A 25,651-nucleotide genomic window follows, 5' to 3' on the forward strand; every position below is an offset into this window, starting at 1 on the left:
CCAGTCACAGCCCGTACAGGCGCGTCCAGTTCTCCCTGCTGGTCAACTCGGGCATGGCGCGCTGGTACTGCGCCTGCACGCCACGACCTTCCTTGCGCAGCCGGTTGACCACCTTCACACCGCGCTTCGCGAGGTCGAACATCCGATCGCGGTCGTACCGGCGGACACGCACGCCCTCCTGCGAGGCGTCGGTGACGATCGCGGTCTCGAACAGCGACACGTGCCACCAGTGGGCCTCGTCGCTCGGAATGGCACCGAGGGCGTACCTGTGTTTGCCGAGCAACCGGTGCAGGAGGCGCTTGAGCAGCACGGCACGCTGCATGCTGGGCCGCGGCGCCGTGTTGATGATGCTGATGTCGTTGGAGGCGATGCCGGGCACCTCGGTGGCCGCGTGCCGCTTCGTCTCGGGGTACTGCGCCCGGATCTCCCGGATCTCCTTCATCGCGGCGACACCGCCGTCGCGCAGGATGTCCGGACCTTCGAGGAAGTCCTCGACGGCCTTGATGAGTGTGGCCGACAACCCGTACTGCATGCCGAGCAGGTAACGCACCAGCTGGGCCATCAGGACCCGGGACAGCACGGTCAGGTCGAACGGGCTGTGCAGGGCGGCCGTGATGATCGAGTTACGCAGGTTGAAGTAGCGGTGCCACTCGTCCCAGTCCTTCCAGTGGAAGTCGGCGTGCCACACACCGGCTCCGGGAAGCGTGACGGTGGGGAAGCCGTGCGCCCGTGCCCGGTAGCTGTACTCGGCGTCGTCCCACTGGAAGAAGAACGGCATCGGATAGCCGATCTCCTTGACCACCTCGTACGGGATCAGGCACGACCACCAGCCGTTGTACCCGGCGTCGAGCCTCCGCTCCTGCCGGTTGGGCTTGCCGGTCTCCTGGTCCACGCCGAGCAGGTCGGCGGTGTTCAGGCTGTGCGGCACCGCCTGCCCTGGCTCGAGCGTGTTCAGCCGGGCGTACTCGGCGCCGACGTGCAGCTGGTTGGGGTGCAGCAGGTTGAGCATCTGCCCCCCGACGATCATCGGGTTGGCCGCACGGTTGGAGAACGCGGTCAGCCGGATCACCAGGTCGGGCTCCAGCAGCACGTCGTCATCCATGAACAGCACGTTCGCGTGCTCGGTCTCGGTGTGCCCGGCCACTTCGTACAGGCCACGGGTGAAGCCGCCCGCGCCGCCGAGGTTCGGCTGCTTGATGTAACGCAGCTTCGCGCCCAGCCGCTTGGCGACCTCGGCGAAACCGTCCCGCGAGTCGACAGTGTCGGTGCCCTGGTCGGCGACGTAGATCGCGTCGAGCGTGTCCAGGGCGGGCAGCGACTCGGCGAGTGCCCGCAGGTTGGCAAGGCAGTCGTCGGCACGGTTCATCGTGCAGATGGTCACCGCGGTCGGCCGGATCTTCGTCGGAGGTTCGACGGTCCAGCGCACGTCGGAGACGGTCAGCCATTGACCGGCCTCCGTCTCGGCGTCCAGCCACAGCGCGCCGCCGTCGAAGAACTTGTCGAGCTTGGCCTCGAGCGCCACGGTGATCGGCTCGGTGGTGTCGGCGACGGTGCGCGCGGCGATGGTGCGCGGCTCGCCTTCGACGTCGGAAGCCCGCACTGCGAGGTGGCCTGCACCGCTGACGCGGGCCTCGACGGTCACGGTCTTGACCGTGGTCCAGCGCTGCCAATAGCTCGCGGGGAAGCGTCCGAAGTACGTGTTGCCGGACACCCTCGCCGACGGCTCGAGGGTCACGCTGAGCCTGTCGCGCGACGCGACGCCCTCCACGATCTCGGAGTAGAGATCCTTACTCACCACATCGGACGGGCCCGCAAAAAGGCCACGCTGCGCGAGCAGCCTGCCGGCCGGCGCGTGCTCGGAGAACAATGCCTGCCCTTCTCCTGCCGGCGCGGTCACCGGGGCCGTGTCGACGGCGGCCGGCTGCCGTGCGGTGGCCGATGCAGCTTTACCGGGCATGAACCTCAGTCCTCCAAGAAAAACATTCACGCGGGGGGCTGGTGAGTAAGGTACATGGCCTACCCGAGCCCCTGTTGCCACCCGACCAATGCGGTAGCGAGGCGGCCCCCAATGCCAGGAAAATACACTGCGCGGGTTGTGACCGTGCGACGTTCATGCACGCGGCTCACGGAACACGACCCACTTCAACATCACGAAATTGATCGTGGTGGCCGTGCCCTGCGCGATGATCCAGGAAAGCGCGACACGCCAGGAGAAATCGGGCAGCGTCGCCAGCGCGAGCGCGTTCGTCCCCACGTTGACGAAGAACGTCACCGTGTAAAGCAGCATGAAACCGCCCACCTGGCTGGCGCCGCCCTGGCGCGCGGACGCAAAGGTGAAGCGGCGGTTAAGAAAATATGCCGTCGTTGTTCCGGCAATGAAACTGATTGCCTTGGCGAGGTGCACCCAGGTGCCTGCCTGCAGCAGCAACCAGTAGATGCCCGAGTCGACCAGCGCGCAGAAACCGCCGATCAGTCCGAACCGAACGAGTTGTGCCAGCAGGCCCGGCGAAGCAGGCCGGACCTGTTCACTCGCCTGGGAATCCATCGCCACCACTGCGTCACCTCGCCGGCCGGGGATCTGTCCCATCCGAGTCTCGCATACGGGCATCGCTACTCTGGTCAGGGTGAGCACTGAACGCCGGACACTCACCGGATGGGGTCGCACGGCCCCGACGATCGCGAACATACTGAGCACCCCCGATGTCGAGGTGATCGCGCGGGCGGTCACCGAAGCCGGCGAACGCGGCGTCATCGCCCGCGGGCTCGGCCGCTCCTACGGCGACCCGGCACAGAACGCCGGTGGTCTGGTCGTCGACATGACCGCGCTGGACCGGATTCACTCGATCGATCCGGACAGTGGCGCCGTCGACATGGACGCCGGGGTGAGCCTGGACGCCCTCATGCGCGCGGCTCTGCCGCACGGGCTCTGGGTGCCGGTGCTACCGGGAACGCGCCAGGTGACCATCGGTGGCGCGATCGCCAACGACATCCATGGCAAGAACCACCACAGCGCGGGCAGCTTCGGCAACCACGTGCTGTCGATGGACCTGCTCACCGCCGACGGGACGGTCCGCACGCTGACTCCCGAGGGCCCCGAGTCGGAGCTGTTCTGGGCCACGGTGGGCGGTATCGGCCTCACCGGCATCATCGTCCGCGCCACGGTCCGGATGAAGAAGACCGAATCCGCGTACTTCATCGTGGATGCCGACCGCACCTCGAACCTGGACGAGACGCTGGAGCTGTTCACCAACGGCTCCGATCTGAACTACGACTACTCGATGGCGGTGCCGGACCTGATCTCCCGGGACGGCAGGCTGGGCCGCGCCACGTTCTCCCGCGGCTCACTGGCCTCCCTGGACCAGCTGCCCGACAACCTGCGCACGAACCCGCTGAAGTTCGACGCCCCCGTGCTCATGACCATCCCGGACGTCTTTCCCAACAAGCTCGTCAACAAGCTCACGACGACGATGCTCGGAGAGTTGTGGCACCACACGGTGCCGAAGAAGGGCGCACGCGGCAAGATCCAGAACCTCACGCAGTTCTACCACCCGCTCGACATGCTGAGTGAGTGGAACCGCGGCTACGGTTCGGACGGTTTCCTGCAGTACCAGTTCTCGGTGCCTTTCGGCGGCGAGGACGCGCTGAAAGCCTTGTGCCGCAAGATCGCGAACTCCGGGCACTACTCCTTTCTCAACGTCGTCAAGCGTATGGGCGAGGCCAACCAGGCGCCGCTGTCCTGGCCGACGCCTGGCTGGATGCTGAGTGTGGACTTCCCGATCAAGCACGGGCTCAGCCAGTTCTGCAACGAGCTTGACGCCGATGTGCTGGCCGCGGGCGGCAGGCTCTATACCGCCAAGGATTCGCGGACCTCGCCGGAAACTTTCCACCGCATGTATCCCCGGCTCGACGAGTGGCGCAAGGTCCGGCACTCTGTCGACCCCAATGGCATTTTCATCTCGGACATGGCCAGGAGGCTGGAACTGTGATCGACGCGGTGGGCAACCCCCAGTCGCTGCTGCTCTTCGGCGGAACCTCGGATATCGCGCTGGCGATCGCCGAGAAGTACCTTTCCCAGCGTCCATTGCGGATCGTGCTGGCGGCACGGCCCTCGCCGCGGCTCGACGCGGCGGCCGACCGCCTGCGCGAGGCCGGCGCCGATGTGTCTACTGTGGACTTCGATGCCGCGGACACCGTGTCGCACCCTGCCGTGCTGGACAAGGCATTCTCCGGCGGCGACATCGACGTCACGGTGGTGGCGTTCGGCCTGCTCGGTGACGCCGAGCAGGTGTGGCAGGACCACGCCAAGGCCGTCGAACTCGCGACCGTGAACTACACCGGCGCCGTGTCGGTGGGTGTCGCTCTCGCGGACAAGCTCAAGCAACAGGCGCACGGTGCGGTCATCGCGCTGTCCTCGGTGGCCGGTGAGCGTGTGCGCCGCTCGAACTTCATGTACGGCTCGACCAAGGCCGGCTTCGACGGCTTCTACCTCGGCCTCGGTGAGGCGCTGGCGCCCTTTGGCGTGCAGGTCACCGTTGTACGGCCCGGTCAGGTAAGCACCAAGATGACCGCGGGCATGGGCAAGGCTCCGCTGGAGCAGACCGCCGAGCAGGTCGCCGAGATCGCGGTGAACGCGGTGCACGCCGGCAAGGACCTGGTATGGGCGCCGTCGACGTTCCGGTACGTGATGTCGGCCCTCCGGCACGTGCCCCGGCCGATCTTCCGGAAGCTGCCGATCTAAGCGCGCACCGGCGCGGGCAACTCGCATGCCCGAGCGGGGGACTCGCGCACCGGCGCGGGCAACTCGCGTGCCCGAGCGGGGGACTCGCGCACCGGAACGGGCAACTCGCATGCCCGAGCGGGGGACTCGCGCGCCTGGGCGGGGGACTCGCGGGTTACTGGATGAACCAGTAGCCGAACGAGGTGTATTCGGGGTACGGGCTCAGCAGCGGGCGCGCCGGTGCGAGCTCCACCGAGACCGTCGACGAGGTCACCGCGTCACCTGGCACGGTGAACGACTGCACCGTCCACCCCTCGGTTCGCTCCCCGAAGTTCCACATGCCGACATCGCGGCCGTTCACCAGCACCCGGACCTGACGCTCGCTGCCGGGCGCGAGAATGCGTCCGGTGATCTGCAGTGGTTCACCCGGCCGCAGGTTGTGCGCCGTGAAGGTCTCGCCGCCGACGATCACCCTGCCGCTGTCGATCACGTCATCCTGCCTGCGCAGCAGGCTTTCGGGCTGCAGCCCCGGCTGCGACATGCGGGCCTGGTAGCCGTGCTGCTCCTCGCTGTGCAGGTCGCCCACGTTGAGGTAGTCCCTGACCTCACCCGGCACCGGGCACGCCATACCACTGCCGGCGAGCTCCCAATGCGCTTCGTACACCAGTAGCTCGTCGAACGGCACGATGCGGCGCCCGGTGAGGTCCAGCGGAGCGCGCACCGGAAGCCTCTGGATCGGCTGCAGGCCCAGAACCCCGGCGTCCACGAGCGGCTGCATGGGCGCGCCCGGCTGCGGCTCGTACACAGCGAAGTAGTCGGGCCGGTCACCGGGCGGGAGCCGGCGCAGCGCCTCGTAGAGCGCCCCGGCGCCGTTGTTGCTGGCCTCGGCGAGGCCGTTGGTCGCCAGCCCGATCGTGTCGATGACCTTCCGGTTGCCGAAGTACGCGGTCGCACCGACATCCTTCACACCGACGACGGCATCGGCAGGCAGGTTGCCGTTGATCCACTCCCCCAGTGACACGTCGGTGTCCCGGATGGTCGCTGCCTCCCGCCCCAGCCGCACCGCCCACGTCGGCAGGGCGACCAGGGAGAACAGCAGCACGGCGACGAGCGAGGCGTGTAGCGCTACCCGCCGTGGCCGCTCGCGGGCCACCAGGCGGGTGAGCCCGTACACCCCGCACACCGCGACCAGGATGTACAGCGGCATGAACGGGTGGAAGTACCGCAGCTCGTGGATCAGCGCGGTGGACAGCGTCGACACCGACGCCACGACGGCGCCGAAACCGAGCCCGATCGCGACGAACAGCGGCCGCCACTCTCGCCTGGTCAGCAGCAGGTAGGTCAAGCCACCGAGGAACACCACGAGCATGCCGGGGAACGCGAAGTCCTGGCCGTTCATCCCGTTGAAGAAGTCGATGGCGCCGCGCACGTTGGCGATCGTGCGGTCGACGAAGTCACCGAGATAGAACACGGGCTCGTCGTAGAGGAATGACTTGGACTGCACGCCGTTGGCGCTGAAGGTCCCTGTGGCCAGCCAGTAGAAAACGTACTGAAGGGCCGCGGCAGCCAGCGGCAACAGGGACAGCAGCACACGCGGGAGAATCCGGGTTGCCTGCCGCCGCGCGGCCAGCAACGTCCACAGCATCGCGCCGCACAGCATGACGGCGAAGATGAGCCCCTCCGGCCGCACCAGCGCCAGCAGAGCAGCGACGATCGGGGTCCGGACAAAGCTCAACCGGGGCCGCTCGCGCACGAAGGCCAGCACCGAGGCCATGACCAGCAGCGCCGTGAGGCCGACCTCCATACCACTGGCCGCGCCCCACAGCAGTGGCCCGCTGACCGCGACGAGCACACCGGCCCACACCCCGACCGCGCGACTGACCAGCGCCCGGCCCACGTGGTAGGTGAGACCTGCGGTGATCGCCATGCACACGACGCCGAACGCGACGGCGAACACCAGGAACATGCCGCCCTTGAACCCGATCGCGTAACCGCCCCCCAGCACGAACGCGTAGAGCAGGCTGCTTGCTCCGGTGCTGACCGGGTCGCCGGTGTTGTACTGGAAGAAGTGGCCCTCGCCGAGCTGCTTGCCGTACTGCAGGTGGATGTACACGTCGTCGAGCGGGGCGATGAGGTGCCCCTGGTTGTAGCCCAGGTCGACGAGAACGAACACGACGCCCAGCACCAGCGACAGCCCACCGACCGCCCAAGCCAGCGGGTCACGCCGCGCGAGCAGGGCGCGGCGGCGTCTACCCTGCCGCTGCGGCTGCCGCACTTCCGCGCCGTCGCTGGCCACGTGCTCGGTGTCCGTGTCGGCTGTTGTCGTCATGTCTCCCTGCACGTCCGGCATGTGGACCCAAGCTACCTACCAGACGCGCGCCGCGAGCGGGTGGGTGACGCGCTACGGTGTGCCGCTCTGCTCTGCGTCCTGCGGTGGCACAGGGACCAGCGTGAAGTGACCGATGCCCCGTGCTGCCGAGTAGACCTGCCAGGTATCGGGTCCGCTGCCAGGGCCGCGGTCGTACAGCAGGCGGTAGCTGAGCGGGCGTGGCGCACGGTTGTAGTCGAACCACAGGTAGTTGAAGCGCAGGAGCCCCGCCGTGGCGGGCCCTGCTTCGTCGATCCGTTGGTCGATCAGGTCGACCACACGCCCGCGGTCGGAGAACACGTCGACGATGGAACACTCGCAGTAGTAGGCGAGCGTGCCGATCTCGCCGGGGGCGAGGACGGTGGCACCGTTCAGCCGCTTGCCCAGCTCCATGCCGACTCGCGCATAGTCCTGGGAGCTCGCCCAGTTACCGAAGATCACCGGGGACTTCCACGGCACGCCGCGCCGGGCGTCGACGTACACCGTGCCGAGTGCCAGCACGACCACGAGCCCGAGCGCCACGCTGGGCGTGCCCACACGCAACCGCCCGTCCTGACGGGCGCGGACGAACCACACGCCGAGCGCCAGCACGGCGAACGAGGCGAGCGCCGTCGTCGGGGCCACGTAGTACCAGTGGTAGGGGCCGACACCGAGCAGTGAATAGGCGACGTAGTAGGCGACACCGCCGATGCCGAGCCCAGCGATGGCGGCGACGGGCGGAAAGACCGTCCATCGTGCACCGAAACGCACCGCCAGCAACGCGATCAGGACCACGAGCCCCAGCAACGCGATCCCGAAGGTGAAGGTGACCGCGGCCTTCTGGCCGAAGTAGTACATCATCGGGCCGGTGAGGTAGTCCCAGCGGCCGAAAAGCCCGTCCTGCGACTGCTTGATCACCAGCGTGTCCGGCACGGCGGAACCGAAGGCGAACCAGCTGAACACGTACCAGGGACCCGCCACCGCGATGGTCACGAGTGCGGCGGGTAGCAGCTTCCGCCGGATGGCGGGCGTGCAGATCGCGATCACCAGCACGAAGACGATGAGGTCCAGCCTGGTCAGTACCGCCAGTCCCGCCGCGACCCCGAACCAGACGGGACGGCCCTCCACGGCGAAAACGGTCAGCAGCATCAGCACCGCCGGAATCAGCAGCACCTCGAGGCCGATCGCGGACAGCACGAACGGGTTGACCAGCACCACCAGCAGGCCCAGCAGGCCGACGGCGAGGGGCAGCCGGTACGTGCGGATCAGGCGAGCCCACGCCCAGCCGAGTGTGCCGCTGGCGAGGACGTTGAGCACACCGAGCGCCAGCACTGGCTGCGCACTGCCGAAGAGCCGCGTCAGCGCGGTCAGGCCGCCGAGCAGCAGGATGTTCAACGGAGACGTCGCGGAGTTGGCGGGCGAACCAGGCACGAGGCCCCATTCACCATGTGTCGCGAGGTTCTTCGCATAGGCGAGCGTGATGTACGCATCGTCGGTGAGGCTGTCCTTCACCACGAGGAAAAGGGCAGCACCGAGAACCATTGCCGCGGAGACCGTCAGCAACGTCTCTCTGCTCAGGCGAAAACGCATCGCATCCCACTCGGATTCGATCATGAGGCACAACTCGTCAACGAAGAATTGCGACACTACAGTTGCCCGCCGCTGGCTGTGTCTTCGACCTTCTCTAAGGTCCAACGGTGCCTTCTCCCCGTTGGACAATCGCTGGGCTGGGACTACTCACCGCACTGAGCGCCGTGCTTTTCGTGTTGGCGCCGGTCCGCCAGGACGTCACGACCTACGAATGGCCAACTGCCGGGACAGCGCAGAACACGGCGCTGCCGCTCTTCCCTTACACACCGGAACAGCTCGATGCGACGTTCGGGTGCGCCGACGCCGCCACGCTCGGCAACGGGCTCGTGCTGTCGACCACGCCACCCACCGCGGTCGCGGGAGAGCAGCCCAGCTCGGGCGGGCTCACCGTGCTGGCACAGGACGGCGCCGTCACCGTCAGCCTCGGTGACGAGACGGTGGTGGACAGGCACCCGCTGTCCACAGGCGACTGCACGGTGACTGTCCAATCCGGTCAGGGCGGCACCATGGTCAGAATCGACGGTGACCCTGCGGCGCACAGCAGGACGACACCTGTCGTCAACGGATTGTTCACCGACCTGCAAGGACAAACGGATCTGCGGGTGAGTGTCGTCCCCGACACCCGGTACGAGTCGAGCCCGAGCGCACTCAAGGTGGCGCTGGGCGCGACCGCCATCGTCAGCGTGCTTGCGATGCTCCTGCTACTGAGCCGCTGGGAGTCCTCGCTGACCCGGCCCGTCCGGCTGCTGCCAAGGGGCTGGTGGCGACCAAAAGGCCCCGACATCGCCGTCACGGTGACGCTGCTCGCGTGGACGATCATCGGCGCGGCCACTGTGGACGATGGCTACATCATCACGATGATCGAGTCGGCCACCGACACCGGCTTCGTCGGCAACTACTACCGGTGGTTCAACGCACCGGAGTCGCCGTTCAGCTGGTTCTACGAGTTGTACCGGCCCTTCGCCGATGTCAGCGGGGCCGCCTGGTGGATGCGCGTTCCCTCGTTGGTGCTGGGGCTGCTGTCCTGGCTGCTGATCGACAGGGTGCTGCTACCGCGGTTCGCGAAGGGCCTGGCGCGGACCGCGCGCTGGGCGGCCGCGGGCGTGTTCGTGATCTGGTTCGTGACCTTCGGCATCGGCTTGCGGCCCGAGCCGTGGGTCGTGCTGGGCACCCTCGTGGTGTTCGCCCTGGTGGAACGAGCGCTCGCCACCCGTGGGCTCGCCCCGCTCGCCACGGCGCTGGTCGTCGCGGGCGCCACGCTGACGATCACCCCCACCGGCGTGGCGGCCGTGATCCCGTTCGTCATCGCGCTACCCCGGATAGTGCGGCTGCTGTGGGCGCGCGGGGCGATGTCGGTTGCCGTCGTACTCGGCGCCTGCACCAGCGCGCTGCTTTTCATGTTCTACGACCAGTCCGTCGCCGCGGTCCTGCATTCGACTGAGGTCCGCACTGCCATCGGCCCGTCGTTCAGCGTGCTGGACGAGGGCCGGCGTTACGAAGACCTGTTCGACTTCCTGCAGGGTGGCCTGAACCGGCGGCTGCCGATCATGCTGATGTGGCTGGCCATGGCGTCGCTCATCGTGCTACTGCTCTTCAAACGCACACCGAAAGTGGCCCCGAAGCCGACCATTCGGCTACTCGCGGTGAGTACCCTGTTCTTCGGCGCGCTCGCCTTCACTCCCACCAAGTACACCCATCATTTCGGCGCGCTCGCGGGGCTCGGCACCCTACTTGTCGCCGTGCTCGTGCACACCATCGTGCGCGGCGCGCTACGCCGCAACTGGGAGCGCTCGCTGTTCACGGCGGTTCTCGGCGTCACCGTGTGGATCGGACTGGCCGCGCCGCTGCGCTGGTGGTTCCTCTCCGGGCTGGACGTCAAGTGGAACCTTGTCGAGCCGGGCATCAGTAACATCACGGCCTCCGAGATCGCCCTCGTGGCGGGCCTCGTGATCGCCGTCGCCGGGCTGTTCGGCGCGTGGCGGCTGCTGCGCCAACCGGGCTGGTTCGTGGCGGTGGTGGCGGTGGGCACGGTCGCCATCGAGGTCGGCACGATGGCCTACGCCATGGTTCCGCGCTGGGACACCTACACGACGGGCCGGGCCAACCTGGCGTCGCTGTCCGGAGGCAGCTGCGGAGTCGAGGACTGGCTGCGCGCCGAACCGGACATCAGCGCCGGTCTGCTGCGGGCGGATGCCCCCGCCCGGCTGGAGGGCTTCACCGTCAACGGAGGCTTCCCTGACGACTCCCGGCCGCTCGCGCCCTACGGCACGACCGCGGCGCCGGTGTGGGGCAGCGACAGTGCGGGCTCGCTCACCACGGGGTGGTTCACGCTGCCGGAGGGTGCGAGCGCCGCCGACGCACCGCCGCTGGTCGTGCCGGCCGCCGGTGCGGGGGCGGTGTCGGCCAGCGTGCAGTACGCCGGTTCCGACGGTCAGGTGGTACGCGAGGAGCGCGTGCGGCTGGACGACGAGGGCGAGTGGTCCGACGCCCGGTTCGACCCGCACGGTGCCACTCGCGTGCGCGTGGTCGCCACCAACGACGGCGACGGCTGGATCGCAGTCGGCACACCCCGACTGCCGAAGGTGGTGCCGACCACCGAGCTGGTACCCACATCGGAGCGGGTCGCCCTGGACTGGGTGGACGCGTTCGCGCTGCCCTGCCGCAGGTCAGCCCAGCTGGCGGACGGCCTGACCCAGCCGGTGCGCTACCGCTTCGCCACCGGCCCGAACCTCAGGTGGCTCACTGGAATGTCCTTCCTCACGGGCCCCGGTGGCCCGTACGCGCCGCTGTACCAGCTGGGGACGCAGACCCCGGTGCCGACGTACCTGGAAGGCGACAAGCTGTTCGAGCCGATCAGCGTGTTCCGGCTGGACTACCCGGTGCCGCTGAGCGGGGTGACGATCACGCACACGGTGCGGTGAGAAAAGCCCCCAAGGCCACCTTGGTTGCAGCTTTCAAACACTGCGGCGCGAAGCGTCTCCGTTTGGGTGGTGGTGGGAGACGGGTGGGCGCGACCAAGGTGGCCTTGGGGGCCGATAAGTCAGGTGATCAGAGGTAGTACGAGCAGACGAGGGTGATGACCCAGGAAGCGCCGAGGACCTGCAGGACCCGGTCGCGCAGGGCGATTTCCTCGGGCTCGCCAGCGTTGCCGCCGTCGACGTCCACCGCGTAACGCAGCACGGCGATGACGAACGGCACCATCGAGATGACGCTCCACACCGAGCCGGGCATGCGCTGCTGCTGCTCGAAGGCCCACAGCGAGTACGACATGATCAGGATCGCCGCGGAGGTCGCCCACACGAACCGCAGGTAGCTCGCCGAGTACTTTTTCAGCGACGACCGGATCTTGGCCCCGGTGCGCTCGAACAGCATGATCTCGGCGTAACGCTTGCCCGCCACCATGAACAGCGAACCGAACGCGGTGACCAGCAGGAACCACTGCGACAGCGCGATGCCGGTCGCGACACCGCCTGCGATCAGCCGCATCAGGAAGCCGGAGCCGACAATGGCGAGGTCCACCACCGGCTGGTGCTTCAGCCCGAAGCAGTAGCCGAGCTGGATGGCCTGGTAAACGGCCAGCACGATGAGCAGGCGCCAATCGGCGAGCAGGCTCACCGCGCAGCCGACGGCGAAGAACCCGACCGCTGAGGCATACGCCAGCGGGATCGGAACGATCCCGGCCGCGATCGGCCGGTTGCGCTTGGTCGGGTGAGCGCGGTCGGCCTCGACGTCGATCGCGTCGTTGATGAGGTAGACCGAGGACGCCACGAGCGAGAACGCCACGAAGGCGATCAGCGCGTCGCGCAGCACACCGAGGTTCGTGATCTCTCCGGCCGTGAACGGTGCGGCGAGAACGAGAACGTTCTTCACCCACTGCCTCGGACGGGCGGTCCTGATCACACCGAAGGCGGTCCCGACGGGACCCTTCCGGCCCGTCGGGGCGCTGGTGCTCACATCGGCACGCTCGGTCGTCTCACTCATCGTGGTTTCCGCTTTCGTGAGTTCAGCTTGCGGCGCAGGAGGCCACCGACCGCGCCACCCAGTGCGGCACCAGCCAGCACGTCGGTCGGGTAGTGCACACCGAGCACCAGCCGCGAGGCCAGCATCGGTGGCACCAGTGCTGGCACGAGGTTACGCCCGGTCAGTCCCGAGTACAGCACCGCCGCCGCTGTCGTGGACGTGGCGTGCGAGGAAGGGAAGCTCAACTTGCTCGGCGTCCCGACCCCGACCTTGACACTCGGGTGGTCCGGACGTGCCCGGCGGACCACCCGCTTCACCGCGATGGAGGCGGCGTGGGCGCCCACGACGCCTGCGGCGGCAGCCAGCCAGTCCTTGCGGTGGGCCTTGTCGACTGCCGCGCCCACGAGGCCGAGGGCGAACCAGCCCGCGCTGTGCTCGCCGAAATGGGAAAGGCCGCGCGCGGCCTTCACCGTCGCCGGCCTGGCGATGGCCTTCTGCACGCCGGCGAGCACGGCGAGCTCACCGGTAGCCGGTTCGACCTGCTCCGGATTCTTCTCAAGCATCGATGGACCCGTCCAATGGCGCGCCGTCGGTGAGGTGCGGGGCGATCTTGTTGTCGAACACCGACAGCGCCGAGCCGATCGCCATGTGCATGTCGAGGTACTTGTAGGTGCCGAGCCTGCCGCCGAAGAGCACGTTGTGCTGCTTGGCCTCGGTGGCGGCCAGCTCGCGGTAGCGCTCGAGCTTCTCCCGGTCGTCCGGGGTGTTGATCGGGTAGTACGGCTCGTCGTCGTCGTTGGCGAAGCGCGAGAACTCGCGCACGATGACCGTCTTGTCCTTCGGGTAGCTGTCGCGCTCCGGGTGGAAGTGCCGGAACTCGTGGATCCGGGTGAACGGCACGTCCTCGTCGTTGTAGTTCATCACCGGGGTGCCCTGGAAGTCGCCGGTCGGCACGACCTCCCGCTCGAAGTCGAGCGTGCGCCAGCCGAGCCGGCCCTCGGAGTAGTCGAAGTAGCGGTCGAGCGGTCCGGTGTAGACCGTCGGCGTGCCCGCGGGGATCTGCTCGCGCACGTCGAAGTAGTCGACGTTGAGGCGGACCTCGATGTTCGGGTGGTCGGCCATCTTCTCCAGCCACGCCGTGTAGCCGTCGACCGGAAGGCCCTCGTAGGTGTCGTTGAAGTATCGGTTGTTGAAGTCGTAGCGGACCGGCAGCCGCGTGATGATCGACGCCGCAAGTTCCTTCGGGTCCGTCTGCCACTGCTTTGCCGTGTAGCCGCGGACGAACGCCTCGTACAGGGGACGGCCGATCAGTGAGATGGCCTTCTCCTCGAGGTTCTGCGCGTCCTTGGTGTCGATCTCGCTCGACAGCTCGGCGATCAGGGCGCGGGCCTCGTCCGGCGAGTGGGACTTGCCGAAGAACTGGTTGATCAGCGCCAGGTTCATCGGGAACGCGTAGACCTGACCCTGGTACTTGGCGAACACCCGGTGCTGGTAGCCGGTGAAGTCGGTGAACTGGTTGACGTAGTCCCACACCCGCTTGTTGGACGTGTGGAAGAGGTGCGCGCCGTAGCTGTGCACCTCGATGCCGGTCTCGGGTTCCGGTTCGGAGTAGGCATTGCCGCCGATGTGATGCCTGCGCTCGAGCACGAGGACGCGCTTGTCGAGCTGGCTGGCGACGCGTTCGGCAACGGTGAGGCCGAAGAAACCGGAGCCGACCACAATGAGGTCGTACCCCGCGAACTCGCCGCCGGTGGTCTCTGCTGAATTGGTGTGCGCGCTCACGGGCAAAAAGGCTACCGGCGTGCTGTGGCCCTCGTGCGGCGAGGCCCTTTCGGCCCTGGTGAGCCGGCCCCCGTTCGCGCCCTGCCTGCCGCACGAGGGCCAGCGCACCCCAGCACCCCCGGGTCAGCCGTCTCCCACGCCGTGCGTCAGGACCGACGCGGAGGGCCGGCAATCGGTTCCCCGAGCCGTCAGACTCACCCGTTCGGCCTAATTTTTTGTCGGGGTTAGCCCTTCTGGAGGCCGGGGAGGAGTTCGTCCACCACTTCTTCGAGGACCGTCTCGCGTCCCTCGTATGGGCTGCCACCGCGGGGCCAGTGGGTCACGATGTCGGTGAAGCCCAGCTCGCCTGCCCGGCCCGCCGCATCAGCGAACGCCTCCTTGCTGGACAGCGAGAACACCGGCGCCGCATCGAGACTCAGGTACCGGTCGACCTGGCCGGGGTCGCGGCCGTGCTGCTGCAGTGCCTCCTCGAAACGGGCCGTCAGCTCCGCGACGACGCGCCACCACTGCTCCTGCGTCTCGGCCGGCTTTCCCGTGGTCACCCAGCCGTCGCCCAGGCGCGCAGCGAGGCCCATGATGCGCGGACCGTTGGCGGCCACCAGCAGCGGCGGGCGCGGCCGCTGGACCGGTCCTGGGAGGTTCCTGGCGCCGCACGCGGAGTAGTAGGTGCCGCTGTAGCCGAAGCGGTCGGTCCGCAACAGACCGTCGAGCGCCTCGGTGAACTCGATGAACCGGTCGGCGCGCTGCCTCGGCGTCAGCTCCGGCTCGCCGAGTACCTCCGCGTCGTAGCCGACGCCACCCGCGCCGATGCCGAGGAGGAACCGCCCGTCCGCCAGGTCGTCGAGCGTCACCACCTCCCGCATGAACGGCACCGGGTGCCGGAAATTGGGCGACGCCACGAACGTGCCCAGCCGGATACGGGAGGTCACCATCGCGGCGGCGCTGAGCGTGGGCACCGCGTTGAACCACGGTCCGTCGACCAGGTTGCGCCAGCCGAGGTGGTCATAGGTCCAGGCGTGGTCGAAGCCGTACTCCTCGGCCGCCCGCCATTTGGGCTCGGCCGCCCACCAGCGGTCTTCGGGAAGGATCACAATGCCAACACGCACGCCGCTACACGCTAGCGGTGGGCTATGACACTGCGCTGCAGGGGCATAGCTCTGGGAAACTGGAATTGTGGAGATACCCCGGCTCATCGCGTCTGACGTCGACGGCACGCTGCTGTCGACGGAAACGCACCTGTCCGACCGCACGGTCGGCGTGGTGACCAGGGCCGTCGGCGCGAGCGTGCCGGTGGTACTGGTGACGGGGCGGCCACCGCGGTGGATTCCGCAGGTCGCCGAGCAGGCCGGGCTGACCGGCTACGCAGTGTGCGCCAACGGCGCGGTGCTCTACGACATCGGCGCCGATCGGGTGGTCGACGTGCACGGGCTGCTCGACCCGGTGATGCTGCGGGACGTCGCCGACCGGCTGACGTTCGCGCTGCCCGGCTGCCGGCTCGCCTCCGAGCGGATCGGCACCCACGCCATCGACGACGACATGAAGAACTTCGTAGTCGAGAGCGAGTACCACAACCCGTGGGGCAGCAACGAGGGCTCGGTGGTGTCGCGGGCGGAGGTGCTCGGGCACTCCGCGGTGAAACTGCTGGTCAGCCACACGAAGATGACCTCGGACGAGATGGCCCAGGCAGCCCACACAGTGCTGAACGGCACGGTCGACATCACGTTCTCCTCCGGTGGCGGCCTCATCGAGCTGGCTGCGCACGGCGTCACCAAGGGAACCGGGCTGGCCGAGATCGCGCAGCGGTTCGGGGTCGGCGCCCATGGCACGATCGCGTTCGGTGACATGCCCAACGACCTGGAGATGCTACGCTGGGCCGGGCACGGCGTCGCTGTCGCCAACGCCCACCCCGTCGTGCTCGACGCGGCAGACGAGGTCACCGCACCGCACTTCGAGGACGGTGTCGCCCAGGTGCTCGAGCGCTGGTTCTAACGCGGGCAGGCGACGTAGGTGAACCTAGGGTCGGCGTCGAGTAGCTCGATGAGCACCGGAGCCTGCGCCCGGCGCAGGTACAGCGCGATCCATCGCTCCTGACCCGCCCGGCGGAACGTCGCCACCTCGTAGAGCCCGGCGAAGGCCGGGTTGATGCCGCAGTGCTGCTTCTCGGCGTAGCCGGCGCCGGTGTCGACCGCCACGGCAGGCATCCGCACGTTCACGACGTAGGAGTAGTCCTGGGCGATGTGGCCGATCATGCCGGCCGACTCGCTGCGCTCGCCGTGCCGTGCGATGTGCTCGTCGGTCAGGCCGAGCACGTCGACCAGCACCAGGTGCGAGCCGGCCCGGTAGGACAACGCACCGTTGGCGTAGGTACTCACCACTGTGCCCGCGGGCAGCCGCTCGCCGAGCCAGCTGCCCGTCTCACCGAGCTCGCCGATCGCATCGCGCCAGTCGTGCATGGCAGGCAGCATCCGCGGATGGGTCACCGAGACCACCATCGAGAGCCCGCACACGGCGACCGCCACGATCCCCACCGCCCGCCGCTGGGCCAGTCGCTGCGCGCGTGGCCGCGGTGAGGGCGCACCGGCGGTGTCCGCGGCGGCCCACACCCCGTAGGCAGCTGCCGCCGCGATCGCCAGCAGAGGCGGCACCGGTGCGAGCAGCCGCCACGCGGGCATCCAATCGCCGCCTACGGCCACGACGAACGCGGTATAGACCACCGCGAGCTCGAGCAACAGCCACACCAGCGACCGAGCCCGCGCGGCCGTGTCGCTCGCCGGCGAGCGCCTGCTGCCGAGCAGCACCACCACCGCCACCACACCCAGCAGCACGAAGACCTGGTACACCTGCGCGAAACCGGTCAGGTAGTCCCAGCCCTGTCGCAGCTGCCAGCCGAGCGAGCCCCCTGACTTCGCGGCGACCGCATTCGGCAGCAGGTAGCCGTAGTAGGTGACCCGCCATGCGGTCCACGGAACCAGCAACACCAGCGCACCGAGCGCGTAGCCGGCTGGCGCCCACGCGGTCGTCCTGCGCCGCAACGCGCTGGTGACCAGCCACAGCCCGGCGAGCACCGCCACCACCACGCCATCGGGCCGCGTCATGATCGCCAATGCCGCCAGCACCCCCGCCACCACCGGCCTTCCTGCCGCGAGCGCGTAGCCAATGCACAGCATCAGCAGCAGGAAGAGCGGGGTCTCCAGACCGGAAGCTCCGTAGGCGGCGAGCGAACTCGCGCCTGCGGTGACAACGGCGGCGCCCACACCGAGCGCCGGCAGCCCCGGTCCGTCCGGTTCCGCCACCGCAACGATCCGGTTCACCAGGAAGTACGCCGCCAGTACACAACCGAGCGTGCACGCGATGCCGAGCACGACGGCACCGGTCTGGACATCCCAGCCGAACATCGCCCTCGACAGCGCGATGAGCACTGTCCACAAAAAGTTCGAGTAGCCCTCGACCCGCTCACCCGGATTGAACACCGGCCCGTCGCCGTCGGCGATGTTGCGGGCGTACCGGAAGCTGATGTAGGCATCCTCGGCCACGGTCGAGAACAGCAGCTGCTGCACGAACGACAGTGCCAGCGCCAGCAGCAGCGCGCACACCCGCCACACCTTGCTCGTCATCAGGCGGGGCCAGGCGGTGACGACGAAGACGGCCAGCGCAAGCCACACGCCCGCCATGACGGCGACCATGCGATCACCCCCGCCCCCACCCCAGGACTTTCGTGCGGCAAAACTAACCAGGCCACTCAGCCCGGCCCGCGCCGGGGTGCCCAACGACGAGGAGACAACCCGGTGATCACGTGCCGACCAGCATGAGCGTGTTCGCCTCGGCGGCGACGATCGCCGTCTACCTGCTCGTCGTGTTCGTGCCCGGCCTGCTGGCCGGCGCGCTACTCGGCCTGCGGGGCTGGCTGCTCGCCGGCAGTGCGCCGCTGGTGACCTACGCGATCGCCGGGCTCGCCGGACCGTGGTACGCGCTGATCGGGCTGCCGTTCAACCTCGGCACCTTCGTCGTTGCCGTGCTGATCTGCGCCGCCGTCGCGTTCGCGGTCGGCAGGCGGGCACCGCGGGAACCCGGCGGGCTGTGGGACCGCTACGGCAACCTCGCCGTCGCCGGGTGTGTGCTACTCGGTGCTGTGCTCGGACTGTCCACTGTGCTCGCCGGCGCCGGACGGCTGGACGCGATCCAGCAGGGCTTCGACGCCGTCTTCCACGCCAACGGAATCCGCTACATCGCCGAGACCGGCGACGGCGGGCTCACCGGCATGGGCACGCTCAACTGGTACCCCGACGGCATGTTCTACCCGAACGCCTACCACCTCGTCGGCGCGTTGGTGTATCAGGTGACCGGAGCACCCGTCCCGGCCGTGCTGAACGCCAACACCGTGCTGCTGCCCGGCGTGCTGGGCCTGTCGTTGGTCACGCTCGTGCGGGCGTTCCGCGGGCGTGCAGTGCTCGCCGGCACGGTGCCGCTCGTGGTGGCCGCTTCCAGTGTCACGGTGTACCAGGCGATGCGCGGTCCGCTGCTGCCGTATGTACTCGGGCTCGCGCTGCTGCCCATCGGGGCGGTGGCACTGCATCGCTACCTGTCCAGACCAGCCGCCGACACCGGCCTGCTGCTCGTCCTCGCAGCGACCGGGCTGCTGACCGTCCACACCTCCACGCTGTTCGGCGGAATCCTGTTCGCACTGCCGGTTCTGCTGCAGCGCTGGTTCGCCGCCGACCGTGCGCGGCCGGTGTGGCGAGACCTGCTCGCCCTCCTGCCGATCGCCGTGCTCAGCGCGCTGGTCACCGCGCCACACCTGTGGGGTGCGCTGATACTCGCGAGCGGCGACTACCTGTACCGCGGCTGGCCCAGCACGGCGAGCGTCGCCGAGGCGCTGGGCTCGCTGCTGGTGTTCCAGCACTTCACGGAGCAGCCGCAGGTGTGGCTGACGATCGCGGTGCTGCTCGGCGTGGTGTTCTTCGGCAGGCTGGGTACGTTGCGCTGGCTGGGCGGGACCGCGGTGCTGACGGGCGCGCTGTTCGTGGCTGTCGCGACCTCGGACTCGCCGCTGGTGATGGCGCTGTCCCGGCCGTGGTGGGACGACCCGTACCGGTTCATCGCGCTGGCCAGCGTTCCACTGTGTGTGCTCGCCGCGCACGGTCTCGCCGGGGCACAGGAATGGCTACGCGAGCGGCTTTCCGGCGTGCTGCCGTGGCGAAAGGCGGCCGGTTTCGCCCTGTCGGCACTGGTACTGGGGGCGTTCGCGGTGGGCAGCGGCGGGCTGTACGCGCGCGCCAACGCCGCCTACATCGGGCCCACGTTCGGCAACAAGGACACGTTCGACCCGCATGTGCTGCCGGTGACCAGGGACGAGGCGGCGGCGATGCTGGAACTCGGCAGGCGAGCCGGACCCGGTGAGTGGGCGATGAACGACCGCACGGACGGTACCGTGTGGACATACGCTGTCGGCGGGGTCCGCTCGGTCGCGGCGCACTTCGACGGCTCGATCTCGCCGCCGGACGCCGTGCTGCTCGCCAACTATTTCCGGGAGTACCAGACCAATGTGGACGTGCGGGCGGCCGTGCGCAGGCTGAACGTCCGCTGGGTGATCCTCGGCCAGCACGGCTACCCCGCCAACGCACCTCGCGCGACCGGCCTGATCGGTCTGGACCAGCTGCCGTTCCTGGAGCTGGTCTACCGCAACGCCGACGCGGCCGTGTACCGGCTCATTCCGGAGCCGGGCGAGCTCGGCTGAGTGCGGCGGCGCCGCCCGCGGTGACCAGGTCGGCCACGGTGAACATCACCCGTGAGGCGAGCGCGAACGCCAGCGCCTGCCCGGTGGAGACGCCACCCGCGGTCAGCACGGCCACGAGCACCAGTTCCCGCACGCCGGCGCCGCTGGGCAGCAGGAATGCGACCGTGCCCGCCGTCATCGCGATGGCCATGGCGCCAATGCACAGCACGAGCCCGTCGACACCGGGGGCGCCCACCGAGTTGACCAGCAGCCACAGGTGCAGGCCCTGCAGCGTCCACGCCCCGAGCGCGGCTCCGAACACGCGGCCGATCGTGGGCCAGCCGAGCGCCTGCCCCAGCGGCGGCCTGCGGAGTACCCGCAGTACCAGTGAGGCGCCCCAGGTCAGGATCCGAGGGTGCAGCGCGGCGAGCCCGGCCGGAACGAGTACCAGTAGCCACACGGCGTCCTGGCCCAGCATCGGCAACGCGAGCAGCGACAACACGAGCGCGGCGACCAGGCCGACACCGAACTGGACGAGCGAACCGGTGAACACCCGTGCGCGGGCCAGACCCGCCCGCCTGCCGAGCTCCATCTGCAGCAGGTAGGCCCACAACGAGCCGGGCACGTACTTGCCGAGCTGCCCGACCAGGCAGATCTGCGCTGCCCTCCGGTACCCGACGGGCGGGCCGAGCTGGTCGACCATGACCTGCCAGCCATAGCTGGTGACGGCGATGCTGGCGATCAACGCGGCAAGGCTCAGCACGGACGACTGCCACGCGATGGCGGTGATGGTGTGCCAGAACTCGGGCCAGTTCACCACCAGCTGGCGCAGGGCGAAGGCCAGCACTGCGGCGAGCGCGGCCCAGCGAACGGCGTCGAGGACACGGGCGCGGACCGGCCGCCGCGGTGTGTCGAGTGCGAGTGTGCTCATTGGACGGTCACCAGCCGGGTGAACTCGGCGAAAAGGTCGTAGCCGTCCCACGTCGCGGAGAACGTCAGCGCCGAGCCGAACGGGACGAAGCGGTCGACCCCGCGTCCGGCAAGTGCGTGCGCGAACCCGGTCAGCTCCTCGCGGGCGAAGCCGAAATAGCAGACCGTCTGGTCCCTGCCGGTCACGACGGGAACCAGTTCGGTCAGCGTGCGCACGCTCGTCTGTGCGAACGTGCCCGCGCCCAGCCAGCGACGCGGCAGGGCGGCGGGTTCGGTGAGCTCGAGTATCGCGATTCCGTCGCCTGGCCCGGTGAAGCTCAGCGCCCGTACGGCACCGTCAGCGGCGGCGCCGTACGCCGATACCCGTTTCTGCACAGCCATCGCCGGATCGGGCACATGCGCCTTGCGCTCCAGCACACCGGCGAGCAGCGCGCGGAACTCCGCAGCGGCATCGGCGGCCGCGTCCGGATCACCGACCCAGAAGATCGCTCGTGGTGAGGAACAGGCGGCCTGGTCGAACCAGTACGCATCGGCGTAGCACGCTTCCGCGGCGCGAACACGCGCCTCCGGTGTGGCCGTCTGCCATGCCCGGACGGACACGATCGCGAACGACGAGCGGTCCGGGAAGGTCAGGTCGCGCGCGTGCGGCGCGAGCGGGTACTGGCGCAGCGCGGCGATCGACGCATCGCCGCCCCAGATCACCCGCAGGTCGCAGGCGGCGGAGAACGCGGTGCCCGCAGCGTCGCTGCGGTCGTAGGTGACCATGCGCTGGGTCGCGGCTACGAGCGCTGCCGTTTCGGCATCCACATCAGACAGCGTGTCCCCGAGCACGGCGAGGAGGGCATCCGCTACCGCGCCGCCACGCGGTGAGATACGCACGATGTTGCGGTTGCCTGCCAGCGCCGACAACGCCCACGAATACGCGAACACGGTGTCCACATTGGCCGGTGGCACGTGGAACACCAGCCCACGGGGCACCCGCAGCCGGGGGCCCGGCGCGGTGATCCGAGCAAGCTCGGAGCTCCGGAGGAAGAAGCCGAGCGAGGCCAGCTCGGGATGGCGGCGTGCGGACGTCGGCGCCAACAGCCTGCGCGCGAACGCCCCCAGGAAAGCCACAATGCGCTCGTCACCGACCCGCGGGGACTCGGCGCCACGTACCTGCGTCACCAGCGCATCGGGCGCGACGGGCGCCCCGGCGGGGAACCGTTGGACGAGGGTCATGCCGCCCTGCCGGTGAAGGTGTCGGAACAGCCGCGGACCTCGGCCCTCGGCAGCCTGCCGAGCACGGTGAACCGCTTACCGGGCCAGTCGCCGTCATCGATGCCATGGCAGACACCGACGTCCTCGGTGAGCAGCACGTGCCCGGGGTAGGACCGCGGCAGCGTGCTCACGACCTGGATCACCCCGGGTGTTCCGACGGGCTGCTCGCGCCAGGTCAGCGGGTCCCGGATCACCACGTCGGCGAAGTCCGGGCAGTAGAGGGAACCTCCCGATGGCCCTTCCAGAAACACCGTGCCGATCTGCTCGATCATCCCGTAGTAGTTGTGAATGCGGACCAGACCGGTGTCGGCGGCGAACCGGCGCCGGAACTCGGCGTTGCCAACCGCGCGGTCGGCGAGCTTCTTCCAGCCACCGGAGTGGATGAGGATGCCGTTCGACAGGTCGAACCGGTGCTCGCGCGCAAGCTCGTAGAGGTACTGCCAGACCAGGAAGGTGAAGCCGAAGATCAGAAACGGTGCTTCCCCGTGCCGGGCCAGGAATCCCCGCACGGCCTCCGGATCAGGCCGCTCGTGCTCGTCGAGCACGTAGACGTGCTTACGGCCGAAGGAGGACATGCCAAGCACCCCGGCACCGCGCGCGGAGAACGAGCGCCGGTTCTTCACCACGGTGGGCCTGTCGACGATGAGCATCGGTAGCCGCTGCCTGCCCAGGACCGCCTGCATTGTCGCGGCGAGCCGCCGCGCCTGCTCGGCCGCCGCGGCCCTGTCGAGGTAGATCCGGGACGCGCCGGAACCGGTCGTGCCGGACGAGGTGAGCACCTTGAACACCTCGTCGTCGGCGATGCTCTTCAGCTCGTGCGTCTTGAACAGCCGTACGGGCAGCCAGGGCAGCTCAGCGATCTCACCGAACACCGCGTCGTGTGACACCCCCAGCGCCGTGAGGACGCGGTCGTAGCCGGGGCAGCGTTGCCGGTGGTGCGCCGTCAGCTCCGCCAATTCCGGCAGCAGCGACTCCCCCGTCACAGCTCCAGCTCCAGCCGGCGGTAGTCGACCTTCCCGCTGGACAACAGCGGTACCGCGGCGATGGGACGCACATCGAACCCGCTGGCATGCAGGTGCATGCGCTCGGCCAGTGCCCGCGACACCTCGCGGCAGGTCTGGCTGCCGGCGCCCTCGGCGAACAGCACGATCCGGTCGTCACCCGCCACCGCGGCGACCACGTCGATCCCGGCGCCGCCCGCTCGCACCGCCTGCTCCAGATCGTCGAGGTTGACCCGGTTGCCGAAGACCTTGCCGATCCGCTTGAGCCTGCCGGTGACGTAGAGGAAGCCCTCCTCGTCGAGGTAACCGAGGTCGCCGGTGGTCAGCACGCCGCCGATGTCGTCGCCGCGCGCGAGCTCTGCCTCGGTCTCCGCGTAGCCCATCATCACGTTCGGGCCGCGATAGACCACCTCGCCGACGATCTTGGGGTGCGTGGTCTCCTCGCCGTCGTCGCGGCGGATCGTGAACGCGCCGCCCGGCAGCGCCGCCCCGGCCGAGCCCAGCTTCTCGGCGAGCCGCTCGGCCGGAACCGTCGCCATCCGGGGCGCGGCCTCGGTCTGCCCGTACATCACGAACATGCGGCCGCCCGCAGCGAGCATCGTGTCGTTGAAGTGAGCCACCAGCTCCGTTCGCAGCGGCCCACCGGCCTGCGTCAGTGTCCGCAATGTCGGGTAGCGCTGCGGATCGAACTTGAGCCGCCGCAACATCTCGTAGTGGTAGGGCACCCCGGCCAGTGACGTCGCGCGATGGTCGGTGACCGTGTTCCAGAAGCCGCGGGTCAGGAGGCCGGACGGCTCGATGACCACGGATGCACCACGGACCAGGTGGGAGTTCAGCACCGAAAGGCCGAAGCTGTAGTGCAGCGGGAGGCTGGTCGGCGCCACCTCACCATGGTGAATGGCGAGTGCGTCCGCGATGGCCTCGGCGTTGGTGAGCAGTGCCTGCCGGGAGAGCCGCACGAGCTTCGGCGCCCCGGTCGTGCCGCTGGTCGACAGCAGCACCGCCAGGTCGGGGTGCGGATGCACACCGTCGGAATCCTGTCGCACCCAGTGGCCGTTCCGCGCGGTGTACCCCGGTGGCGGCGCGGTGTCCGGTGCGGCGAGCAGGGCCGCGGGCCGGAACCGCGTGACGAACCGCTCGAGGACCTCGCCCTTCAGCACGGGATCGAGCAGGGCGATGGCGCGCCGCGCCTCGATCGCGCCGAGGTAGCCGAGAACGCTCGATAGGTCCAGACCAGTGCGGGCGAACACCACGCCGTCGGGCAGCGTGGACAGCTCCGCGGCGACCCGCTCGATCGCAGCGGTCAACTCGGCGCCCGTGAGACTGCGCTCGCCGACGACATCGACGAGCCGGGCGCCATCGCTCACCAGCGGGGTCACAGCACCAGCCCCCCGTCGACGCCGAGCACCTGACCTGTCACGAACGACGCCTCGTCGCTGGCCAGGAACCGGATGGCCTTGGCGACCTCCTCGGCCTCGCCGAGCCTGCCGAGCGGCGTACTGCCGACCCGCTCGGCGAGCACGTCCTCGCCGAGATGTGCCGTCATGGCTGTCTGGATCACGCCGGGCGCGACCGCGTTCACTCTGATGCCGTAGCGGCCGAGTTCCTTGGCGGTCGAGCGGGCGACGTTCGCGACGGCGGCCTTCGATGCCGCGTACGCCGTCTGCCCCGCGCTGCCCCGCTCGCCGACGATCGAGGCGAGCACCACGATGGCCCCGGCCTTCCTGCGCATCATGGCCCGCGCCGCGGCCTGCACGGTGTGGATCGTGCCGGCGACGTTGGTGGACAACATCGTCGTGACGAGGTCCTCGCGGATCATGCCGATCAGCGCGTCCTCCAGCACGCCCGCGTTGGCGACCGCGATGTCGAGCCTGCCGTGTTCACGCGTCACCTCCCGGACGGCGTTCGACACCGCCTTCGCGTCGGTGATGTCGAGTGCCCGCCCGGTCACGGCGGCGCCGAGCGCGGCGGCCACATCCTTGGCCGTGGCCTCGTCCCTGCCGGTGAGCACGACCGTGGCGCCAGCATCGGCCAGCGCCCGCACCGTCGCGAGCCCGATGCCGCGGGTGCCACCGGTGACGAGTGCGACCTTGCCGGCCAATAGATCACGCATCGGCTGCCAGCAGCTCCCGAACCAGGTCGAGGGCGACCTTGAAGCTGCTCATGTCGATGACCTGGTCGGTGTCGAACTGCACGTCGAAGGCGTCCTCGATGGCGGCGACCAGCGTCATGTGCCCGACCGAGTCCCACGCCTCGATGCCGCGGTACTCGAGCTTCTCGACGTCGACGTCCGCGCCGAGGTCGAGCGTTTCCACGAAAACCTCGCGGAGCCTGCCAGCGATCTCCGTCAT

General features: G+C 68.9%; 20 protein-coding genes. 5 read left to right on the forward strand and 15 right to left on the reverse strand.

From position 1 onward, the window contains the following. Window positions 1–4: 4 nt before the first annotated feature. Together ABZ863_RS02105 and ABZ863_RS02110 are read right to left on the reverse strand one after the other, a co-directional pair. Complete coding sequence (locus ABZ863_RS02105) at window positions 5–1,957, reverse strand: glycosyltransferase (RefSeq protein ID WP_358529897.1); 1,953 nt, start codon at window positions 1,955–1,957, stop codon at window positions 5–7. A 153-nt stretch (window positions 1,958–2,110) separates the two neighbouring features. After that, complete coding sequence (locus tag ABZ863_RS02110; RefSeq protein ID WP_358529900.1) at window positions 2,111–2,554, reverse strand: GtrA family protein; 444 nt, start codon at window positions 2,552–2,554, stop codon at window positions 2,111–2,113. Window positions 2,555–2,624: 70 nt separating this feature from the next. Here ABZ863_RS02110 and ABZ863_RS02115 point away from each other — a divergent pair, with 70 nt between their 5' ends. Further along, window positions 2,625–3,986 carry an FAD-binding oxidoreductase gene (locus ABZ863_RS02115; protein WP_358529902.1) on the forward strand — a complete coding sequence of 454 codons (1,362 nt, stop codon included), beginning with the start codon at window positions 2,625–2,627 and terminating at the stop codon, window positions 3,984–3,986. Further along, the gene (locus ABZ863_RS02120; RefSeq protein ID WP_358529905.1) at window positions 3,983–4,738 is read left to right on the forward strand and encodes a decaprenylphospho-beta-D-erythro-pentofuranosid-2-ulose 2-reductase; all 756 of its coding nucleotides are present in this window, start codon (window positions 3,983–3,985) and stop codon (window positions 4,736–4,738) included. Before ABZ863_RS02115 ends, ABZ863_RS02120 begins: the two co-directional genes overlap by 4 nt. A 154-nt stretch (window positions 4,739–4,892) precedes the next feature. Here the strand turns inward: ABZ863_RS02120 and ABZ863_RS02125 are convergent, their stop codons facing one another. Together ABZ863_RS02125 and ABZ863_RS02130 are read right to left on the reverse strand one after the other, a co-directional pair. Then, window positions 4,893–7,046 carry a hypothetical protein gene (locus ABZ863_RS02125; protein WP_358529907.1) on the reverse strand — a complete coding sequence of 718 codons (2,154 nt, stop codon included), beginning with the start codon at window positions 7,044–7,046 and terminating at the stop codon, window positions 4,893–4,895. Between the two features lie 72 nt (window positions 7,047–7,118). Then, window positions 7,119–8,678: a hypothetical protein gene (locus ABZ863_RS02130; RefSeq protein ID WP_358529909.1), complete on the reverse strand. Its 1,560-nt coding sequence runs from the start codon at window positions 8,676–8,678 to the stop codon at window positions 7,119–7,121. Window positions 8,679–8,761: 83 nt separating this feature from the next. On the opposite strand from ABZ863_RS02130, the gene ABZ863_RS02135 reads away from it, so the two are divergent. Continuing rightward, window positions 8,762–11,575, forward strand: coding sequence for an arabinosyltransferase domain-containing protein (locus tag ABZ863_RS02135; RefSeq protein ID WP_358529912.1), 2,814 nt, complete (start codon window positions 8,762–8,764; stop codon window positions 11,573–11,575). Between the two features lie 127 nt (window positions 11,576–11,702). On the opposite strand, the gene ABZ863_RS02140 is transcribed toward ABZ863_RS02135, so the two are convergent. The 4 genes from ABZ863_RS02140 to ABZ863_RS02155 form a co-directional block, all read right to left on the reverse strand. After that, a complete protein-coding gene (locus ABZ863_RS02140) occupies window positions 11,703–12,635 on the reverse strand; it encodes a decaprenyl-phosphate phosphoribosyltransferase (RefSeq protein ID WP_358529914.1) in 933 nt (310 codons plus the stop codon). Then, the gene (locus ABZ863_RS02145; protein ID WP_358529917.1) at window positions 12,632–13,177 is read right to left on the reverse strand and encodes a phosphatase PAP2 family protein; all 546 of its coding nucleotides are present in this window, start codon (window positions 13,175–13,177) and stop codon (window positions 12,632–12,634) included. Before ABZ863_RS02145 ends, ABZ863_RS02140 begins: the two co-directional genes overlap by 4 nt. Beyond that, window positions 13,170–14,396: a UDP-galactopyranose mutase gene (glf, locus tag ABZ863_RS02150; protein ID WP_358529920.1), complete on the reverse strand. Its 1,227-nt coding sequence runs from the start codon at window positions 14,394–14,396 to the stop codon at window positions 13,170–13,172. Before glf ends, ABZ863_RS02145 begins: the two co-directional genes overlap by 8 nt. 224 nt (window positions 14,397–14,620) lie before the next feature. Then, window positions 14,621–15,502, reverse strand: a complete 882-nt coding sequence (locus ABZ863_RS02155) for an LLM class flavin-dependent oxidoreductase (protein ID WP_358529922.1) — start codon at window positions 15,500–15,502, stop codon at window positions 14,621–14,623. A 67-nt stretch (window positions 15,503–15,569) separates the two neighbouring features. On the opposite strand from ABZ863_RS02155, the gene ABZ863_RS02160 reads away from it, so the two are divergent. Beyond that, window positions 15,570–16,385, forward strand: a complete 816-nt coding sequence (locus tag ABZ863_RS02160; RefSeq protein WP_358529924.1) for an HAD family hydrolase — start codon at window positions 15,570–15,572, stop codon at window positions 16,383–16,385. Here ABZ863_RS02160 and ABZ863_RS02165 read toward each other — a convergent pair. Continuing rightward, complete coding sequence (locus tag ABZ863_RS02165; protein WP_358529926.1) at window positions 16,382–18,079, reverse strand: hypothetical protein; 1,698 nt, start codon at window positions 18,077–18,079, stop codon at window positions 16,382–16,384. The genes ABZ863_RS02160 and ABZ863_RS02165 overlap by 4 nt on opposite strands. 110 nt (window positions 18,080–18,189) lie before the next feature. On the opposite strand from ABZ863_RS02165, the gene ABZ863_RS02170 reads away from it, so the two are divergent. After that, the gene (locus ABZ863_RS02170; protein WP_358529929.1) at window positions 18,190–20,130 is read left to right on the forward strand and encodes a DUF6541 family protein; all 1,941 of its coding nucleotides are present in this window, start codon (window positions 18,190–18,192) and stop codon (window positions 20,128–20,130) included. On the opposite strand, the gene ABZ863_RS02175 is transcribed toward ABZ863_RS02170, so the two are convergent. From ABZ863_RS02175 to ABZ863_RS02200, 6 genes are read right to left on the reverse strand one after another with little or no spacing between them, the layout of a single operon-like run. Next, entirely contained in the window at window positions 20,102–21,040 is a 939-nt protein-coding gene (locus ABZ863_RS02175) for a lysylphosphatidylglycerol synthase transmembrane domain-containing protein (RefSeq protein ID WP_358529931.1), read from the reverse strand. The two genes, ABZ863_RS02170 and ABZ863_RS02175, sit on opposite strands and share 29 nt — an antisense overlap. Beyond that, the gene (locus tag ABZ863_RS02180; RefSeq protein ID WP_358529934.1) at window positions 21,037–22,260 is read right to left on the reverse strand and encodes an acyl-CoA reductase; all 1,224 of its coding nucleotides are present in this window, start codon (window positions 22,258–22,260) and stop codon (window positions 21,037–21,039) included. The genes ABZ863_RS02175 and ABZ863_RS02180 overlap by 4 nt, the downstream gene beginning before the upstream one ends. Next, the gene (locus tag ABZ863_RS02185; RefSeq protein ID WP_358529936.1) at window positions 22,257–23,282 is read right to left on the reverse strand and encodes an acyl-protein synthetase; all 1,026 of its coding nucleotides are present in this window, start codon (window positions 23,280–23,282) and stop codon (window positions 22,257–22,259) included. The genes ABZ863_RS02180 and ABZ863_RS02185 overlap by 4 nt, the downstream gene beginning before the upstream one ends. Then, on the reverse strand, window positions 23,279–24,679 hold the full coding sequence (locus ABZ863_RS02190) for an AMP-binding protein (protein ID WP_358529939.1): 1,401 nt from the start codon (window positions 24,677–24,679) through the stop codon (window positions 23,279–23,281). The genes ABZ863_RS02185 and ABZ863_RS02190 overlap by 4 nt, the downstream gene beginning before the upstream one ends. Then, complete coding sequence (locus tag ABZ863_RS02195; RefSeq protein WP_358529942.1) at window positions 24,676–25,413, reverse strand: glucose 1-dehydrogenase; 738 nt, start codon at window positions 25,411–25,413, stop codon at window positions 24,676–24,678. The genes ABZ863_RS02190 and ABZ863_RS02195 overlap by 4 nt, the downstream gene beginning before the upstream one ends. Continuing rightward, window positions 25,406–25,651, reverse strand: a complete 246-nt coding sequence (locus ABZ863_RS02200) for an acyl carrier protein (protein WP_358529945.1) — start codon at window positions 25,649–25,651, stop codon at window positions 25,406–25,408. Before ABZ863_RS02200 ends, ABZ863_RS02195 begins: the two co-directional genes overlap by 8 nt.

Source organism: Saccharomonospora sp. NPDC046836 (assembly GCF_040645195.1).
Taxonomy (GTDB): domain Bacteria; phylum Actinomycetota; class Actinomycetes; order Mycobacteriales; family Pseudonocardiaceae; genus Prauserella_A.

Coding starts and splice junctions, on each gene's coding strand:
- ABZ863_RS02200 (WP_358529945.1), bottom strand. CDS start 25,651: ATGACGGAGATCGCTGGCAGGCTCCGCGAGGTTTTCGTGGAAACGCTC.
- ABZ863_RS02105 (WP_358529897.1), bottom strand. CDS start 1,957: ATGCCCGGTAAAGCTGCATCGGCCACCGCACGGCAGCCGGCCGCCGTC.
- ABZ863_RS02175 (WP_358529931.1), bottom strand. CDS start 21,040: ATGAGCACACTCGCACTCGACACACCGCGGCGGCCGGTCCGCGCCCGT.
- ABZ863_RS02180 (WP_358529934.1), bottom strand. CDS start 22,260: ATGACCCTCGTCCAACGGTTCCCCGCCGGGGCGCCCGTCGCGCCCGAT.
- ABZ863_RS02125 (WP_358529907.1), bottom strand. CDS start 7,046: ATGACGACAACAGCCGACACGGACACCGAGCACGTGGCCAGCGACGGC.
- ABZ863_RS02145 (WP_358529917.1), bottom strand. CDS start 13,177: ATGCTTGAGAAGAATCCGGAGCAGGTCGAACCGGCTACCGGTGAGCTC.
- ABZ863_RS02195 (WP_358529942.1), bottom strand. CDS start 25,413: ATGCGTGATCTATTGGCCGGCAAGGTCGCACTCGTCACCGGTGGCACC.
- ABZ863_RS02165 (WP_358529926.1), bottom strand. CDS start 18,079: ATGGTCGCCGTCATGGCGGGCGTGTGGCTTGCGCTGGCCGTCTTCGTC.
- ABZ863_RS02140 (WP_358529914.1), bottom strand. CDS start 12,635: ATGAGTGAGACGACCGAGCGTGCCGATGTGAGCACCAGCGCCCCGACG.
- ABZ863_RS02130 (WP_358529909.1), bottom strand. CDS start 8,678: ATGATCGAATCCGAGTGGGATGCGATGCGTTTTCGCCTGAGCAGAGAG.